General features: G+C 68.0%; 10 protein-coding genes. All 10 read left to right on the top strand.

Annotated elements, in window-relative coordinates; all coding sequences use genetic code 11:
- The first annotated feature begins 175 nt into the window (after positions 1–175).
- The 10 genes from N2652_10035 to N2652_09990 all read left to right on the top strand — a co-directional run bounded on the left by N2652_10035 (position 176) and on the right by N2652_09990 (position 18,155).
- Positions 176–3,829 (top strand): tetratricopeptide repeat protein, encoded by a 3,654-nt coding sequence (locus N2652_10035; protein ID MCX7819524.1) that lies wholly within the window; start codon positions 176–178, stop codon positions 3,827–3,829.
- An 18-nt stretch (positions 3,830–3,847) separates the two neighbouring features.
- Positions 3,848–5,272, top strand: coding sequence for an MBOAT family protein (locus tag N2652_10030; GenBank protein ID MCX7819523.1), 1,425 nt, complete (start codon positions 3,848–3,850; stop codon positions 5,270–5,272).
- Positions 5,273–5,280: 8 nt separating this feature from the next.
- On the top strand, positions 5,281–5,574 hold the full coding sequence (locus N2652_10025; GenBank protein MCX7819522.1) for a hypothetical protein: 294 nt from the start codon (positions 5,281–5,283) through the stop codon (positions 5,572–5,574).
- Positions 5,575–5,719: 145 nt separating this feature from the next.
- Entirely contained in the window at positions 5,720–6,412 is a 693-nt protein-coding gene (locus N2652_10020; protein ID MCX7819521.1) for a DUF459 domain-containing protein, read from the top strand.
- 157 nt (positions 6,413–6,569) lie between these two features.
- Positions 6,570–7,940, top strand: coding sequence for a magnesium transporter (gene mgtE / locus N2652_10015; GenBank protein ID MCX7819520.1), 1,371 nt, complete (start codon positions 6,570–6,572; stop codon positions 7,938–7,940).
- Between the two features lie 13 nt (positions 7,941–7,953).
- Positions 7,954–9,300: a magnesium transporter gene (gene mgtE, locus N2652_10010; protein ID MCX7819519.1), complete on the top strand. Its 1,347-nt coding sequence runs from the start codon at positions 7,954–7,956 to the stop codon at positions 9,298–9,300.
- 22 nt (positions 9,301–9,322) lie between these two features.
- Positions 9,323–11,929 carry a carbohydrate binding domain-containing protein gene (locus N2652_10005; GenBank protein MCX7819518.1) on the top strand — a complete coding sequence of 869 codons (2,607 nt, stop codon included), beginning with the start codon at positions 9,323–9,325 and terminating at the stop codon, positions 11,927–11,929.
- Positions 11,930–12,065: 136 nt separating this feature from the next.
- Positions 12,066–13,181 (top strand): hypothetical protein, encoded by a 1,116-nt coding sequence (locus N2652_10000; protein ID MCX7819517.1) that lies wholly within the window; start codon positions 12,066–12,068, stop codon positions 13,179–13,181.
- The gene (locus N2652_09995) at positions 13,178–14,029 is read left to right on the top strand and encodes a hypothetical protein (GenBank protein MCX7819516.1); all 852 of its coding nucleotides are present in this window, start codon (positions 13,178–13,180) and stop codon (positions 14,027–14,029) included. Before N2652_10000 ends, N2652_09995 begins: the two co-directional genes overlap by 4 nt.
- Positions 14,030–14,159: 130 nt before the next feature.
- The gene (locus tag N2652_09990) at positions 14,160–18,155 is read left to right on the top strand and encodes a glycosyl hydrolase (GenBank protein ID MCX7819515.1); all 3,996 of its coding nucleotides are present in this window, start codon (positions 14,160–14,162) and stop codon (positions 18,153–18,155) included.
- The last annotated feature ends 2 nt before the right edge of the window (positions 18,156–18,157 follow it).

Raw genomic sequence — 18,157 nt, 5'->3', positions numbered from 1 at the left:
CGTGACAACACGGCAAGAGATGGCGTATTGTGGGACCATGACCATGGGACGGGAAGTGGGCGGTCGGCGAGGAGGGCCCCGTGAAACGGGGACAGCGCGGCGCGGAGCGGCCGCGCGGTGCCGGTGGATCGGTCTGGCGCCTGAGCGGTGGGCTTGGCGTTGCGCGGAGTTAGGGATGCTCGTGGTGGGGGTGGTGGGGGCCTCCACGAATGAGGAACTGACCATCCGTCGCGATCGGGCACGGCCGTCGGCGTCGCCGGCGCTGGAGATTCGTCGGGTTTCGGAAGCTGTTCCCCCGCAACGCGCGGCGGCAACCAACCTGGTGGTGCCCGCAGTACCGGCGCCGCCGGTGGCGGTGCTCACCTCTGCGCCCCCGGCGGCACCGACGCCGGCGCCGGTTTCGACTGGCGAGGCTCCGGTGGCGGTGGCGACCTCTGCGCCGCCGGTTGCTCCCGCCGCCCCTGCCGGTGGCCCGGTAGGATTGTTTTTTGAGCTGTTCCGCGGGCCGTCGGGCGCAGCACCGGGGGCGGGGGCCGCGGTGGTGACTTCGGCGCCGCCGGCCTCGCGTCAGCTTGCGCCGGTGGCGCAGGAGCCCACTGCGCGGGCGGTCGTGCAGCGGTTGGAGGAGGCGATTGCGTTAACGCGGGAGCAACGGCACGAGCAGGCGGTGCCGCTGCTGGAGGAGATCATTCGGGAGGATCCGGGCGTCACGGCCGCCTGGGAGCAGTTGGGCTGGAGTTACTGGGCGCTGGGGCGCAAGGAGGACGCGATCGCGCTGTGGCGCCGGCTGCTGGCGCTGGATCCCCGGAACGCAGCGGCGTGGAGCTGGTTGGCGCGCGCGGCGGCGGCGGAGAACGACCTGGAGCGTGCGATCGAGTACAACCGGAAGAGCTTGGAGCTGGCGCCGGACAATCCGGGCACACGCTTTGATCTGGCCCGGGTGCTGCTCTGGAAGGGATCGAGCGATGAGGCGATTCCGATGCTGGAGTCGTTGCTGTCGGCGGATCCGAACCGGCTCGATGTGCTGATGGAATACGCGAAGGCGCTGACCTATGCGTGGCAGTTTGAGCGCGCGTTGCCGCTGTGGCAGCGCCTGCGCGAGGTGGCACCGGACGAACCGTCCTACATGGGCTTCGAGGCGCTCTGCCGGCTGCACACCAACGACGCGGAGGGGGCGCGGGAGCTGGCCAGGCGGGTGCTCGACGTGGTGCCGGACGACGCGACCGCGCTGGATGTGATGGCCTCGCTCGCGGAGTTTGGCGACAAGCCCGCGGAAGCGGTGCCGCACTTGCGCCGAATGATGGCGACTGCGAAGACTCAACTGGAAAAGGAGCGCTACCGTGCGCGCCTGATCCGGCTGCTGGTGCGGTTGCACAAGGCCGAGCCGCGCGTGTACGGGCTGCGGGAAGCGATTGATCTGAGCCGGGAGCGACTCGCGGAGAACCCCACCTCGGTCGATGCGCGTTTGCTGCTCGGCGAGCTGCTGCTGATGGACATGATGCTGCCGGACGCGGAACGAGAGTTCATCGCGGTGCTGCGCGACCGCAACCCCTACAACATCCGGGCGCGCAAGGGGCTGTTGGAGGTGTATCTGGCGGCGAAGCAGTACGACGCCGCCCGCGAGCAGCTGGTGGCGCTGAGCCGGTTCAATCCGCAGGACCCTTATCTGCTCTATCACCTGGCCCGGATCGAGTCGGCCCGGGGCGATTTCTATAAGGCCCACGAGGCGCTGCGGCAGCTCGAGCAGCTCGGCCTGCAGGGGGCGGTGGCCGTGCTGCTCTACCACGGGTTGCTGCCCAGCCGGTACTTCACGGATGCGCTGTCGGTGGACCGGTTTCGCGAGCACATGGTCGCGCTGCAGAAGGCGCGGGTCCGGTTTGTGCGTTGCAGCGAGCTGCCCACGGTGCTCGGCCAGCGGGCGGCGACGAATGAGGCGATCGCGGTGCGGCCGGTGCTGCGCGGGCCGGGATTCGCGCGGCCCGCGGGCGGCGCCGTGCCGCTGATGGTCGCCGTGAGCTTCGACGATGCCCGGCGCGATTCGATGCGGTACGGCACGCAGGTGGGGACGGAGCTGGGGCTGGTGTTCTCGATGCACGTGCCGGTCGGCTACATCCTGCAGAACCATCCCTTTATCTGCACGTGGGACATGTTGCGCGAATATGCGAAGGCGGGATGTTGGGAGTTCGGTGGCCACATGCTCGAGGGCGCGATTCTGACGCCGGTGGATGCGAGCGGCCGGCTCTGGCACGCGCTGCCGAATCTCATCTGGCGCGCGGACCTCGGCCGCATGGAAACGCCGGCCGAATATGACCAGCGGCTCGCGCGAGAGTTCCGCGAAAGCCGGGCGATCCTTCAGCGCGAGCTCGGCGGGCCGGTGAACTTTGTCGCGTACCCGTTCGGGGACATTGGCCAAGAGGACGAGACCAACGTGGACGATCCCGTCGGGCGGATTCTCACGCACGCGCGCCGGCACTTCCAGGTGGGGTTCATTCAAAGCGTGTTCGGCTATGCGGTGGCCGGCGACGACCCGCTGCTCTACCAGCGCCACGAGCCAGATCGATGGATGAGCGGCGAGGACGTGGTGGACTATCTGTACGAGCATCACCCCGTGTTCCTGGCCCGGCGGCTGCGCGCGGAGTACTGCGCGCTGGAGGGCAAGCTGTACGCGGCGCGTGACGCGCTGCGGTCGTTGGAGGAGGCCGGCTATCCCGAGCGCCCGCTCGCGCGCGTGCGCAAATACGTCGAGGAGCGGCTCGCCGGCACGTTCCGGGCGCCGGCGGAGCGGCCCGGCACGATCAAAAAATCCCCCTGGACGCTCGAGCTGCGCAAACCGTACGTCGGCGCGGACGCGGAATACTTTCGCGACAACCAGGACCGGCAGCATTGGCGGCTGTACGGGCTGGCGGGTCTGAACGTGACGCCGAACCTGCAGCTGGAAGGGCGCGCCGGCATCGGCCACTTCCGGCAGGACGTGACCGATCTGCTTACGAATGCCGTGGTCCGGCGCTTCGGCCGTCGTCGAATTCCAACGATTGAGGTCTCCCCGATCGGACGCCGCTACGATGTGGACGAGCGAACCGTCGGCGGCCGGGCGATGTTCACCTTTCCGAACGGCGTGTACCTCGCGGGGGAGCTGCTGGAGCGCATGTACGCGGGCGATGCACACCAACAGGTCCTCGCGGGTTCGCTCGAGAGCCAGTTGCGGCCGGTTCCGCCGGTGGATCTGCTGCTGCGCTATGAGCACGATGTTCACCCGTCCGCGCTCGCGATCGTCGAGGACATCCGCTACCACATGCTGATGGGTGTGGCGAACGTGCGGCTGCAAGACCCCTGGTCGCTGCTGCTTTCCGCGATCCGGTATGACTTCACCGACGACAATGTTCGCGATCATTTCGCCGCCTCGACGTCGTGGACGCTGCACGAGCGCACCGGCTTCCGCGTCGGACTGCGGGCCTCGTGGGACAGCGCCGAGCATGAGAGTCGCGCGTACTGGACGCCGTACCATCTGCAGCGATATGCGATCGAGACGGGTGTGCGCGGGAACTATCTGCGAATGTACTACAACGTACGGTTGCGGCTGGGCATCGGGCGTGAAGACGTGCGGCCGGAAGAGGAGGAGCGGTACCGGGCGACGGTCGCGCGTGCGCGGTTGCTGCGCTTTGATCCGGGCCCTCCGCCGGAGGAGGACTGGGAACCGGTGTTGGGGCTGGCGATTTCGTTCCGCAAGCCCATCGGCGAGCACTGGGTGCTGAACGGGGAGTTTTCGTACAACCGGAACCCGAACTACAACGAGATCTCGCTGCTCGGCGGCGTGCGGTACAAGTTCTGAGGCCGCGACCAGCCCGCGATGCTGTTCCCGACGCTCACCTTCGCAGTGTTCTTCGCGATCGTGTTCGCCGGCCACTGGTGGCTGATCGGTCGGCCGACCGCGCGCAAGTGGTTTCTGCTGGCGGCCAGCTACGTGTTCTACGGGTGGTGGGACTGGCGGTTTCTGGGGCTGATCGCCGGCTCCTCGGTGGTGAACCATGCGATTGCGCGGGCGCTGGCGCGCAGCCCCTCCCCGGGCCGCCGCCGCGCCTGGGTCGCGCTCGCGACAGCGGCCAACCTGTTGGCGCTCGGCTTTTTCAAGTACTACGGTTTTTTCGTCGTCAATGCCTATGCGCTGTGCGCGCGGCTGGGATGGCCGTGCTCGCTGCCGCTGCTGGACGTGGTGCTGCCGGTCGGCATCTCGTTCTTCACGTTCCAGGCGATGAGCTATGTGTTCGACGTCGCGGCGGGCCGAATCCCCCCGGCCGCATCGTTGCTGGATTTTGCGCTTTACCTTGCGTTCTTTCCGCAACTGGTCGCGGGGCCGATCGTGCGTGCGCGGGACCTTCTGCCGCAGATCGAGTCGCCGCCGACCGCCGAGCGGCTGGACGTGGGCCGGGCCGTGGTGCTGATCGTGGGCGGTCTGTTCAAGAAGGTGGTGATTGCCAACTGGCTCGGCGTGTTGCTGGTGGATCCGGTGTATGACCACCCGGAGATGTTCGGGCGGTGGGACGCGCTCGCGGCGGTGTACGGCTATGCGGTGCAGCTCTACTGCGATTTTTCGGCCTATTCGGACATCGCGATCGGGGTTGCGAAGCTGCTTGGGTTTGAGTTTCCGGGGAACTTCGATGCGCCGTACCTGTCGAGCTCGGTGCAGGAATTCTGGCGGCGCTGGCACATTTCGCTCTCGACGTGGTTGCGCGACTATCTTTACGTGCCCCTCGGGGGGTCCCGCCGGGGCTTTGGCCGTACCGCGCTCAGTCTGATGGCGACCTTCCTGCTGGGGGGGCTCTGGCACGGTGCGGGCTGGAACTTCGTGCTGTGGGGCGCCCTGCACGGTGCGTACCTGATCGTGGAGCGGGCGGTGTGGGCGCGGCGCGGCGGCGCCGCCAAGGCGGTCGCGAGGCTGCCCCTCGGGGCGCGGCTGGCGCTGACGGTGCTGACGTTCCACCTCGTCGGTGTCACGTACGTGTTCTTCCGCGCGCGGAGCCTGGACGATGCGGTCGCGCTGCTCGGCGCGTTCGCGCGCGGCGGTGAGCCGCTGCGCGTCACCGTTCCGATCGCGGTGACGATGGCGGTGGGGTTTGCGATGCAGTGGCTCGACGGTCGGCGGGCCGACGGCCTCGCACGGCGCGCCGCCACACTCGCGCCGGCGGTGGCGGGCGTGATCGCCGCGCTGCTGATCACGATGATTTTTGCGCTGGGACCGCGGGGCGTCGCGCCGTTCATTTATTTCCAGTTCTGAGGCGGCACATGAGCACGGGAACATCGGCGGACGGCGCCAACGGCACAGGTCGGTCTCGTCGCGACGTCGTTCGATTGGTTCTGGCGTTCTACCTTGCGGCGGCGCTGCTGAACGGCAGGGCGGTGCTTCGGACCGCCGAGCGGATGGAGCACGGCGGCGCCGCGCAGCGGCTTTGGCTCGCGGCGGTGCGTCCGCTGGCGGCGGCGTCGACGACGCTGCGGATCGACCGCTTTCGCGACGCGCTGGAACGGTTTGCGGAGCGCTGGTACGCGGAGCCGCTCGCCGCTGACGCTTCCCGCTGAGTGCAAGGGAGCGGATCGCGGTGCCACCGGCGTCTGATGCGGAGGGTGCGGCGGTGCGGTGCGGAAAGGGACGCGCCTCGTCGTGACGACTTGCGGGGCGCGAGGGTCTTCGGCAGACTCCGCCGCGACCCGGAGGTTCGAGAAGATGCGACGATGGTGCGGATGTGCGGCGGTGGTGCTGGGATGGGTAGTGGTGGCGGCGCGGGGGGGGGCGGAGGAGGTGCTGGTCTGCGGCGATTCGTTGATGCAGGCGGTGTCGCGGTCGGTGGTGCGGCAGTTTGCGTCGACGCCCTCGGTGAAGGTCACGACGGTGGTCTCGATTGGAACGGGGTTGGCCCGGCCGGATGTGTTTGACTGGCCCGCAAAGTTGCGCGAGGCGGCGGCGGGCCGGCCGTCTGCGGCGGTGCTACTGCTCGGCGCGAATGACGGGCAGAACTTGAGAACGGACGCGGGGCAGGTGGTGGTCAACGGAACCACGGAGTGGGAGCGCGAGTACGCGGCACGGGTGGCGGCGGTATTGCGGACCCTGCAATCGGCCGGGGTGGGCTACATCCTTTGGGTTGGCCTGCCCGACATGCGGGATCCGAAACTGCAGCAGGACTGCCAGCGAATCAACCGCATCATTCGGACGGAATGCGGGCGGGTTGCGGTCTCAGAGTTTTTTGATGTGGTGCCGCTGTTCAGCCCGAAGCCGGGAACCTTCAGCCCCTACCTGATCCGTCCTGGCGGTAAGGTGGTGCAGGTGCGGGCCTCGGACGGGATTCACTTCAACGCGGATGGCGCCGACATTCTGGCGCAGGCGATCCGCGAGAAGATCGCCGCGAAGCTGCGCAAGTGACCGCGGCGGCCCGCGGCGGCGCCATCGGGTGGTGTGAGCGCCGCGGGGGAGGGACGGCGGGGGTCGCACCGCGACGGCGTGCGGTGGCCGAGCGCGAAGCGTATACTCCGCGCGCGAGGCGGTCCGGCGCTCCGATACCGCGCGCACGCAAGTCGCGATGCTGCTCTCAGAACTGCTGAAGGTCGACATCGTTGAGATGGTCGAGGCGGGGCAGTGGAACGAGCTCCGCAACTTTCTTGCGCGCCAGCCGGCACCGGAGATCGCGGAGCTCATCGGCCTGCTGGACCGCCGCACCACGCTGGTCGTGTTCCGGCTGCTGCCGCGCTCGCTGGCGGCGGAGGTCTTCTCGCTGCTCGACGCGGACGTACAGAACCGGTTGCTACAGAATCTCGCTTCCGAGGACGCGCGCGAGCTGTTGACACGGCTGACTCCGGATGACCGCACCGCGTTGTTCGAGGAGCTGCCCGCCCAAGTGTTGCACCGGTTGCTCGATCTGCTGCCGGAGTCTCAACGGCGGGAGTCGCTGACGCTGTTGAGCTATCCGGAGGGGAGCGTCGGCCGGCGGATGACCACCGCCTGGGTGCGGGTGCGGCCGGAGTGGACCGCAGCGCAGACGATCGAGCATCTGCGTTCGCACGGGCGGGACAGCGAGACGATGGCGGTGCTGTACGTGACCGACGAGGAGGGGCGCCTCACCGCCTCGATCCCTCTGCGGCGGGTGGTGCTCGCGCCGCCGGAGACGCGGTTGCGGGAACTGATGGATCCCGGCACCGGCCCGGTACTGCGATCGATGCAGTCGGAGGAGGAGGCGGTCGCGCTGTTCAAAAAATATGACGCGTACGCGCTGCCGGTGGTGGACGACCAGGGGGTGCTGCTCGGGATTGTCACGTCGGACGACATCCTCGACGTCGCGCAGGCGGCGACGACGGAGGACTTCCACAAGATTGCGAAGATTTCGCCGATCGAGGGCAGTTTGCGGCGTGCGCGCCTGGTGGATCTGTTTCGGAGCCGGATCGGCTGGCTCGTGACGTTGATCGGCGTGAACATGTTTTCCACCGCTGCGCTGGCGCATTTTCAACCCGATTTTGAAAGCGAGCGCCTGAAGCCGGTACTGGTGGTGCTGGTGTCGTTTTTGCCGCTGCTGATCGGCAGCGGTGGAAACGCTGGCTCGCAGACCGCGACGCTGGCGGTCCGTTCGCTGGCGCTGGGCGAGATTCGGCCCGGCGCGGTACCGTGGCTGGTGTGGCGCGAGCTGCGCGTGAGCTCGGCGATTGGGCTGGTGATGGCGGCGGGGGTGTTTGCGCTGGCGCTCACGCGCGGGACGCCGCGGGTCGCGGAGGTGGTCGCGGCGAGCATGTTCACGGTCGTCGTGTTTGGAAGTTCGGTGGGGCTGTTGCTGCCGCTCGGGCTGCGACGGCTCGGGTTCGATCCGGCCGCGGCCGGCGCGCCACTGATCACGTCGCTGGCCGACATCGGCGGCATCCTGATTTATTTCTCGATCGCCCGAGCGGTGCTGGGGGGAGGTTGACCCCTTGACGCCGGTGGTTCCCTCTCTGAAACCCGACATCCTCGATCTGATCGAGGCGGGGCAATGGAACGACCTGCGCGACTTCCTGGCGCGGCAGCCGGCACCGGAAATTGCAGATCTGCTGGCCGCGGTGGACGACCCGAAGCACCGGTTGATTCTGTTCCGTCTGCTGCCGCAGCGCCTCGCGGACGATGTATTCGCGAACCTGCCTTCCGAGCTGCAGACCGCGCTGCTCGAGCACATGGCCAGCGACGAGGTTCGGGGGGTGCTGCTGCGCCTGTCGCCGGACGACCGCACCGCGCTGTTCGAAGACATGCCCGCGCGCGTGACGCGTCGGTTGCTCGCGCTGCTGCCGGAGTCCGACCGCCGGGCGGCAATGGAGCTGCTGAACTACCCCGAGGGCAGCGTTGGCCGGCTGATGACCACCGCGTACGTGCGGGTGAGGCCGGACTGGACACGCGAGCAGGTGCTCGAGCACATCCGCCAGTGGGGGCGGGACAGCGAGACGCTCGCGATGTTGTATGTGACCGACGATCGCGGCCGCCTGCTCGACGATATCCCGTTGCGTCGCGTTATTCTGGCGGACCCGGGCACCCGCGTGGCCGACATGATGGACCATCAGTTCGCGGCGCTCACGGCACATCAGGGCCGGGCGCAGGCGGTCCAGCTCTTCCGAAAGTACGATCTCTTTGCGATGCCGGTGGTGGATGGCGAGGGGATGCTGCTGGGCATCGTTACGATGGACGACATCCTGGACGTCGAGGAGCGGGAGTCGACGGGCGACTTTCACCGGATCGCGACCGTGCGGCCGCTGGAGACGAGTTTCGTGGATGCGGGAGTGGGGCTGTTGGTGCGGCGGCGCGTGGGATGGCTGATGGCACTGCTGGGCATCAACGTCGTGTCCGGGGCTGGCATTGTGGCGTTTGAGGATGTGATCGCGGCGAACGTTGCGCTGGTGTTTTTCCTGCCGCTGTTGATCGACAGCGGAGGGAATGCGGCGTCGCAGAGCGCGACGCTGGTGATCCGCGCGCTGGCGATCGGCGACATCCGTCTGCGCGACTGGCTGCGGATGGCCGGTCGGGAGCTGGTGCTTTCGTCGTGGCTGGGGCTGACGATGGCGGCCGGCGTATTCGCGCTGGGGCTCTGGCGAAGCGGCATCGGGGTCGCGACGGTGGTCGCGGCGGCGATGTTTGCGGTGGTCGTGCTGAACTGTCTGATCGGCGTGCTGCTGCCGTTCGGACTGGCGCGCGCGCGGCTGGATCCGGCGGCGGCGAGCGTGCCGCTGATCACGTCCATCGCGGACATGTCGGGGGTATTCATTTATTTTCTGATTGCCCGCTCGCTGCTGATGGGGGACTGAGCGGAGCGATCTGGGGGCGACGATGAGAACGACACCACTGCGAGCGTTGGGAGTGGCGGCGAGCCTGACGATAAGGGTGGGTGCGTCGGAACCGGTACCCTTTGCGCCGCCGTGGGATGATACGGAGGGGGGCGTGCTGGATTTGCGGCCGGTGCTGGCTCAGTCGGCGGCCTCGATCCGTCCGGTCCGTGTGCGCAACGGGCGGCTGGTCGCCGGCGACCGGCGCGTGCGCCTCTTTGGGGTGAACGTGACGGCCAGTGCGTGTTTCCCGGCGGAGGCGGACGCGCCGAAAATCGCCGCTCGAATGGCGAGCTTCGGCATCAACGCGGTTCGATTCCATTTCTTGGACTCGACGTGGGGCGAGCCGCGGCTCATCCGCTACGAGAGCGGCTCCTGGACGAACTGGAACCCGGACGCTCTCCGCCGACTGGACGTGTTCCTGCACGAGCTGAAGCGGCAGGGCATCTATTGGAACATCAATCTGCTGGTCGGCCGGCGGTTCGGCGTGGGTGACGGAGTGGATCCCGCGATCCAGCGCCTCGACTGGAAGGCGGCGCACGCGGTGGGATTCTTTCACGCGCCGCATCTGGAAGCGCAGAAGGCCTATGCCCGGCGCCTCTTGGACCGTGTCAACCCGCTCACCGGCCAGCGCGTCGCGGATGATCCGGCGCTGGCGATGGTGGAGATCAACAACGAGAACGGCCTGATCCACACCTGGCTGAGCGGCGACCTCGACGGACTGCCGGAGCCGTTCGCCTCGGACCTGCAGGCCCAGTGGAACCGGTGGCTTGCGGCGCGATACAGCTCGGCAGAGGCGATGATGTCGGCCTGGGGGGCGCGGTGCGAACCGCCCGGGCCCGAGCTGCTGACGAACGCGGACTTCTCCGCCGGCGCGACCGGCTGGGTGCTTGAGCTGCACCGGGGGGCGCGCGCGAAACTGCAGACCTCCAACGGCCTCGCGGTGGTGCGGGTGGAGAACCCGGCCGACGGTGGCTGGGCGGTGCAGTTCAACCAGCCCGGTTTCGCGGTGCGGCGAGGGGGGCTCTACACGGTTCGCTTCCGCGTCGCGGCGGACCGCCCGCGATGGATTTTGGCGAACGTGATGCAGGCGCACGAGCCGTGGCAGTCGGTCGGATGGGACGTGCGGATCGAAGTGAAGCCGGAGTGGACCGCGTACGAGTTCACGTTCGAAGCCGAGCGCGACGATCCACGCGTGCGGTTCGGCTTCAGCGACCTGGCGCAAGCTGGCGCGGTGTTCCGGTTCGCAGATCTCTCGGTGCGACCGGGCGGTCGGATTGGACCGGCGGAGGACGAGCGGCCGGAGCGTGGCACGGTGCGCTGGCCCAGGCGCCACGGGCGTTCTCCGCTCACGGACCGGATGCGGCGCGACTGGATCGAGTTTTTGTGGGACACCGAACGCGCGCACTGGACCGCGATGCGGAAGTGTCTCCAACAGGAGATCGGGGTGGCGGCGCCGGTGGTCGGCACGGTGGTGATGACGTCCACGCCGCGGCTGATGGGGGAGTTTGAACTGGTGGACACGCACGCGTACTGGCAGCATCCGCGGTGGACGGGCCGCCCTTGGGATCCGGAGAACTGGATCGTCGAGCCGCGCTCGATGGTGGACGCCCCCAGCGAGTCGACGGTGAGGATGCTTGCGTGGCAGCGCGTGAAGGGGCGGCCGCACATGGTCAGCGAATACAACCATCCGGCCCCGAATCCTCACGCGGGCGAGGGGCCATTGATGCTCGCGACGTTTGGCTCGCTGCAGGACTGGGACGCGATCTTCCTATACACTTGGGCGCACGGGGACGATTCACTGAAGGCGGGACGTATCCCAGGGTATTTCGATATCGGCCAGCATCCGACGATTCTGGCGAACGTGCGTCCGGCTGCGCTCGCGTTTCGCCGCGGCGACGTGGCCGCGGCACGGACCGAGGTGACCGCGCCTTGGTCGTTGGATCGCGAGCTCGATGCGATTGCGCGGCACGGGTACGCGTGGGACGTCGTGGGGCTGGCGCGCGCGGGGCTGCCGCTCGATGTGGCGCTCGAGCACCGTGTGGCGTTGGATCTCGAGGCAGGGGAACCGATCCCGATGCCGGCCGCGCCTGAGCGAAGGCGTCATGAGTGGTTGGCCGACACCGGCCAGATCGAGTGGCGCCTGATGGAGTCCGGAGGCGGCCGGTTGCTGGTGCGCTCGGAGCGGTTCCGCGCGGCCCTCGGTCGCATCGCCGGGGCGGAGCTCGATCTTGGCGAAGGCCTGCGGGTCCGAATCGGGCCGACGCGTCTTCGGGCGGCCACCTTCGCGATCTGCGCGCTCGAGGGCGGCTCGCTCGTGCGCGCACCGCTGCGCGCGATCGTGGCGGCGACCGCGTACACGGAGAACACCGGGATGCGGTGGGTGTCGCCGGAAATGATGTCCGTTGGCCGGCAGTGGGGGAGCGCGCCCAGCCGCATTGAGCCGGTGGAGTTCGAGTTGGTGCTACCGGGTGCGGAGGGTGCGCTGCAGCCGCTCGACGACCGCGGCCGGCCCACCGGCACTGCACGGGAACTGCGCGGCGGCGCGGTGTCGGCTTCTGGCGCGGCGACGCTTTGGTATGAACTGCGGCTGACCGCGCCATCGCGATGATTGGAAACTGTGTCATTTTGTGCAAAAAAAAGATCATTTTGTGCAATGATTTTCGGACGCTGCCGCCCTATGCTCGGCGCGGTTGCAATGCCGGCGCACCGGTTGGGGGTGCCCTACAGGAGCTCGAGCGCCCGGCATGTGGGGGGCGGTCGCCGCGAACGGTCGAATGACGGCGAAGGAACGGATTCGCGCGGTGCTGGAGCGCCGGCCGGTGGATCGGCTGCCGGTAGATCTCTGGTTCACGCCGGAGATCGGTGCCGCGCTGCGTTCGCGCTGCGGTGTGGACCGCGACCTGGACATGTTCCGGGCGCTCGGGCTCGACAAAATCGTGTGGGTGTTCATGGACTACCGTTCCGCGGAGGGGGAACGGGCCGGCGCCCAGTCCGGCGCGGGGGCGGAGTCGGGCGGGTCGCGAACGATGTGGGGGGTGCCGCTGCGGGAGGTGCAGGCGGGTCCAGCGCACTATGCGGAGTTCGGCGATCCGCCATTGGCGGGGTATTCGTCGCCAGCGGCGCTCGATGACTATCCGTGGTGGCCGGATCCGGACCGTTTTGACTATGACGCTGCGGATGCGGCCGCGCGGGAGGCCGCGCGGGAGTTCTGCGTGATCGGGCCGTGGGTGTCGCTGTTCGAGATCTACTGTCAAATGCGTGGGCTGGAACAGGCGATGCTGGATCTGGCGCTGGATCCGGACTACGTCGATGCGGTGCTCGACCGGATCGAGTGGATTCAGACCGAGATGATGCGTCGAATGTTCGCGCGGACCGGCGACGTGCTCGACCTAGTGTTCGTGAGCGACGATGTCGCCGGGCAGACCTCCTTGATCATGTCGCCCGAAATGTGGGCGCGGCACCTGCGTCCCCGGCTGCATCGATGGTGCCGCCTCATCCACGAGCACGGCCTGCGCGTGTTCTACCACACCGACGGCGCGGCGCGCCCGCTGCTGGGACCGATCCTCGACTGTGGTGTGGACGTGCTGAATCCGATCCAGCATGCGTGTCCCGGCATGGATTGCGAGGAACTGAAGCGCGAGTTTGGTGAGCGAGTGATTTTTCATGGGGGGGTGGACAATCAGCGGGTGTTGCCGTTTGGAACCCCGGACGATGTCCGCGCGGAGACTCGCTACTGCCTTTCAACGCTCGGTGCGGGCGGCGAAGGCTACATCGTGTGTTCCTGTCACAACGTGCAGCCCGGTACGCCGATCGAGAACGTGCTGGCGATGATCGAAACGGTCCAAGAGTGGAGGGGATGAAGCGAGCACATCCGTTCGTCCTCGTGATGCTGGCAACCCTCGGGCTGGCGGCGGAAGCGCCAGTGGGGGGGGTGACGTCGAGCGAGCCGGTGAGCCGGCGTGCGGTCGTGCACCGCACGACGGACTACGAGGTGAGCTGGGGCCGCGACGGTCTTTGGCTGCAGTTGTTCAGCGACGGCGTGCGCGACGGCCCGCCCTTCCGGATCTTCCACGTCGGTTTTTGGGCGCGCGATGCGGGATTCGCAGTGCAGCGGTCGCTGCAGAGCGCGGTGATCGAGACGTCGAAGGCGCCGGCGCGGGCGGCCTCCGCGGAGTTCCGCCTGCGGATCCGCGTGGAAGACGAGCGCAGGTCCCGCGTGGTGTTGGACACACGCTTCGCATCGAATTCGGTGGTGCTGGAGACAAGCTATCGCCAGTCCGCTCGGGACCCCTCGGGCTCGGTCCGTACTTCGGTTTTTTTCAGCCGGGCGCCAGGAGTGCCCTCACGGCCGATCTCAAGCATACCGAACCTCCCCGAGCTGTGTCGGGACATGGCCGTGGAGCTGGTGCTGGATGACGGAAATGCGCGGACGATCCGCTTCTGGGAGGACGTGACCAATCATCTGAACTGCACGACGTGGACGGTTCGGGGCATCTGGACGAACTGGGTGGTGCGGGGTTCGATGGACCGGCGGGACGCCTTGTTCCGCTTCTGGCAGTACGGAGGCACCAAACCCGCCGAAGGATTCGGCTTTGCGTATCTTTGGGGCGGCAAAACGTTCGAGTCACGTGCGACGATCGAATGGTTGCCGAAGGGGGCGACCGCGGCGACTCCCGAAACGGTGACACCCGAACGGGCGCGGCGTTGAGCGACGATGCTGCTGGTGGCGGGTGCGGGGCCGTCCGAGTGGGCAGTGCAGCTTCCGACGCAGCGCAGTCGGGGCAGGAAGCCTGTTCGGTAGCCCGAACGACGGATCCCCAGTCAGGAGTGCCCGAACGATGAAAGGGTGGTGGCAAGCGGTTTTGCTGATGGGGTTGCTGGCGAGTCAAGCGGTGCTCGGCGCGGGCGCACGGATGAGGCCGGACATGGTGTTCCGCTCACCGCCGGCGGATGCGCGGCCGCTCACGTGGTGGCACTGGCTCAACGGCAACATCACTCGCGAGGGCGTTACGAAAGACCTCGAGGCGATGGCCCGGATTGGTCTCGGGGGCTGCTACATGTTCAATTGCGGCGGACAGTGGCCCACCGGCCAGGTGAGATTTCTGCAGCCGGCCTGGCTCGACATGGTCCGGCACACTCTGACCGAGGCAGAGCGATTGGGACTGAAGTTCGGGGTGCACAACTGCGACGGGTTCTCCGAAGCGGGCGGTCCGTGGATCACACCGGCAACGTCGATGAAGATCCTCGTGTGGAGCGCTGCCGAGGTCACCGGCCCGGGTGAGAGGGAGCTTGAGCTGGCGCAGCCACCGGCGCGCGAGAGCTTTTACCGCGAGATCGCCGTGGTGGCGTTTCCGGTTCCGGAGGGCCAGCACCTGAGCGCCGAGCTGGCCGGGACAGTGCCGGCGGCCGAACTGCGCGCGCTCCAGGACGGGCAACCTGCCACGCAGGTTGTGTTTCCACGCCGGCCGGAAGGGCATGCGATCGAGTGGCGGTTTGAGGCACCTCGCGTGGTGCGCTCGCTGCGCGCCGCGAACTGTGCGCCGCACGTGTGGGAGTCCGACACGCCGATGGTGCTGGAGGCCTCCACCGACGGGGTGGGCTTCCGGCCGGTCGGCGTCTTCACGCTCAACTGGGACTTCCAGAGGTCGGACGACTGGGCCACGGTTGCGTTGGAGACGGCGACCGCGGTCGTCATCCGGATCGCATTCACGAACTCCGTGGCGATGCGAATTGGTGAGCTTCGGCTGAGTGATGCCGCGCGGGTGCACTTCGCTGAGGCGAAGGCCGGCCGGTTGCGCAGCCGCGGGCATGGCGCGGAGTGGCGCCACCACCGCGCCTATCCTGGCCCCGCGTTGGACCGAGAGCTGCCCGCCACTCACGTGGTGCGACCGGCGGAAGTGCTGGACCTGACCCGAGCGATGTCGGCAGAGGGACGCCTCCGGTGGCGCGTGCCCGACGCGCGCCGCTGGCGAGTGCTTCGGATCGGCTTCACCAGCAACGGGCACTACGTCGGGCCGGCCACTGCGGAAGGTCGAGGTCTGGAGTGTGACAAGCTCGATGCGCGGGTCGTGCGGTTTCATCTCGAGCAGTACGTCGGCCGGCTCCTGAAATTGGCCGGCCCCGCGGCTGGCCGGACATTTGCCGCGATGGAGATTGACAGTTGGGAGTGCGGGATCCAGAACTGGACGGATGGGCTCGAGCGGAGGTTCCGCGAGAGGGTGGGCTACGAACTGACGCCGTTTTGGCCGGCGCTGCTGGAGGGGTGGATCGTCGGCTCCGCGGACGAGTCTGATCGCATGCTCTGGGACTGGCGGCGCTTCCTTGCTGACGAACTGGACCGCAACTTTTTCGCGGTCGCATCGCAGTTTGCGGCGGACCACCGGTTGACGTTCGTGGCGGAGAGCACGGGCCGTCAGCAGTACCTCTACAACGTTGGGTGGCATCGGCGCAGCCATGTGCCGATGGGGGAGTTTTGGTTGGACCGTTCACCCGGGGGGTGGTTGCGGGTGGACAACAAAGTCGCTGCGTCGCTCGCGCACATCACCGGGCGCTCGGTGATCGCGGCGGAGGCATACACTGCCGGACCGGAGGCGGAGAAGTGGCAGAATCATCCGTACACGCTGAAGGAACTCGGCGATCAGGCGTTCTGTGCGGGAGTAAATCAGTTCGTGTTTCACACCTTCGCTCATCAGCCGTGGGACGTCGTCGGGCCGGGATTCACATTTTTCCACTGGGGTCTCAATTTCAACCGCCATAACACGTGGTGGGAGGACGGAAGACCGTGGATCGAGTACATCACCCGCTGTCAGTGGATGCTGCGCCAGGGACGCTTCGTTGCCGACGTGCTCGCGTTCGTGGGGGACGATGTTCCGAATCGGATCGGCTGGCGCGAGGAGTTGTCGCCGCCGCTTCCGTGGGGCTACGACTTCGACGGCGCAGACGGACGAGCGGTGCTGGAGGCCGGTGTGCGGGACGGCCGGATCGTGTTGCCATCCGGCATGCGGTACCGCGTGCTGCTGCTGCCGCCGATACCAACGATGCGAGTGGCGGTGGCCGAACAGGTGCGTCGCCTTCTGGAGGATGGTGCGACGGTGCTGGCGCCGGTCCGGCCCGTCCGTTCGCCGTCGCTCGCTGAGCGAGGCGACGGAGACCGGCGTGTCGAACGCGCTCTGGGTCACCTTTGGGCGGACAGTGAGGGGGAGGTGGATCGGCCGGTGGGCCGGGGGCGACTGCTGTCGGGGATGAGCTTTGAAGAGGCATTTCGCCGGCTGGGCGTGGCGCCGGACGTGCAGCTGGGGCGGGCGGCGTCGGACGCGGAGGTCCGATGGATTCACCGACGGGTGGAGGATTGGAACGCGGATGTCTATTTCGTGTGTCAATCGCGCGAGCGGAGCGAGTCGGCGGAGTTGGTGTTTCGGGATGCAGCGGGTGAACCGGAGTTGTGGGACCCGATGGACGGAACCGTCCGTGCGGTGGGCCTGTATCGCCGGGAGAGTGACGGACGCTGTCGGGTGCCGCTTGTGCTGCCCCCGCGGGGTTCGGTGTTTGTGGTCTTTCGTCCCAGCGGGCGGGCTCGATATGCGGTAGAGGTCGAAAGCGCGGGGTGGGCAACACGTGCGCTTCCGCCGTCTGATGCGCCGGTGCGCGAGGCGGACAGCGACTTCACCCTCAGCGCGTGGGTATGGCCGGGGAGGGACATACCGTTGCCGCCCGAGCGACGGGCGCTGATTGCCTTTGAGGGGCAGAACTGGCTGGTGCCACCGCCGCACGGCGAGCGCGCCTGGGGGCGGGGGCATGCGGGAATGGGGGTCGCGGTGGGGCGCAATGGTGTGGTGGTGTTTGAACACAGCGCGCACCACGCGCCGGCGGTGCTCACTTGGACCGGCGACCTCAGTGGCGGCGCGCATGTGGCGGTAGCGGTCGCCGGTGGGGTCCCGGCCCTCTACGTAAACGGGCACGAAATGCGGCGCGCAACCGGCACCACGATGCGGGTGCACGCGCGTGCAGGGTCGGCGGAATCGTTTCGCGGTCGCGCCGAGCGCGTGGCACTGTATTCGCGACGCTTGTCCGATGCCGAGATCGCCGCGCTCGCCGCACCTGACGACCTGTTGGCCGGGCCGGCGGCCGAGCTGGTTCGAGCCAGGGACGGATCGCTGTGGGTCCGGCGATGGCGGTCCGATCCGCTGCGGGTTCGCCTCAACGACGGACGGGAGACGGAGCTGTCGCGATCGCAGGTGGTGCACGATTTTGCGGTCCGCGGACGCTGGACCATCACGTTTCCTGCCGGTCGCGGCGCGCCGCCGTCGGTTGCGCTGGATGAGTTGGTGGACCTTTCGCTGCATGCCGATCCGGGTGTGCGGCATTTTTCCGGGACTGCGACCTACTCAATTGACTTCGAGCTACCGCCGGGGATTTCCGAGAGCGGCGATCAGGAGCTCTGGCTGGACCTCGGGGCGGTGCACGTGATCGCATCGGTGCGGTTGGATGGTCGCGAGCTGGGCACGGTGTGGGCACCGCCGTTTCGGTTGCGGCTGGATCCGCCCCCGGCGCCCGGCCGCCATCGCCTCGAGGTGCGGGTGACGAACCTGTGGGTGAACCGGCTGATTGGCGACGCGCGGTTTCCGGATGACGACGTCCGCTGGGTCCCATCGCGGGCGGGCGAGCGCGTTCCGATCGAGTGGCCGGAGTGGCTATTGCGCGGCGGTGCACGGCCGTCGGGCCGGATTGCGTTCCTCACGCGGGGCGGGATCTATTCGGCGGGTGCGCTGCTGGCTCCGTCGGGGCTGGTGGGGCCGGTCGTTGTGCGCACGGTAGCGGTGGACGTGATTCGCTAAAC

Source organism: Kiritimatiellia bacterium, assembly GCA_026417735.1.
Classification (GTDB): domain Bacteria; phylum Verrucomicrobiota; class Kiritimatiellia; order PWTM01; family PWTM01; genus CAACVY01.
Note: the sequence above shows the minus strand (reverse complement) of the source record. Positions and strands in the feature narration are given on the sequence as shown.

What these genes read in the sequence shown, in the direction of transcription:
- N2652_10025 (MCX7819522.1), top strand. Translation starts at nt 5,281, where the DNA reads ATGAGCACGGGAACATCGGCGGACGGCGCCAACGGCACAGGTCGGTCT.
- N2652_10000 (MCX7819517.1), top strand. Translation starts at nt 12,066, where the DNA reads ATGTGGGGGGCGGTCGCCGCGAACGGTCGAATGACGGCGAAGGAACGG.
- N2652_09990 (MCX7819515.1), top strand. Translation starts at nt 14,160, where the DNA reads ATGAAAGGGTGGTGGCAAGCGGTTTTGCTGATGGGGTTGCTGGCGAGT.
- N2652_10005 (MCX7819518.1), top strand. Translation starts at nt 9,323, where the DNA reads ATGAGAACGACACCACTGCGAGCGTTGGGAGTGGCGGCGAGCCTGACG.
- N2652_09995 (MCX7819516.1), top strand. Translation starts at nt 13,178, where the DNA reads ATGAAGCGAGCACATCCGTTCGTCCTCGTGATGCTGGCAACCCTCGGG.
- N2652_10030 (MCX7819523.1), top strand. Translation starts at nt 3,848, where the DNA reads ATGCTGTTCCCGACGCTCACCTTCGCAGTGTTCTTCGCGATCGTGTTC.
- N2652_10035 (MCX7819524.1), top strand. Translation starts at nt 176, where the DNA reads ATGCTCGTGGTGGGGGTGGTGGGGGCCTCCACGAATGAGGAACTGACC.
- N2652_10020 (MCX7819521.1), top strand. Translation starts at nt 5,720, where the DNA reads ATGCGACGATGGTGCGGATGTGCGGCGGTGGTGCTGGGATGGGTAGTG.
- mgtE (MCX7819520.1), top strand. Translation starts at nt 6,570, where the DNA reads ATGCTGCTCTCAGAACTGCTGAAGGTCGACATCGTTGAGATGGTCGAG.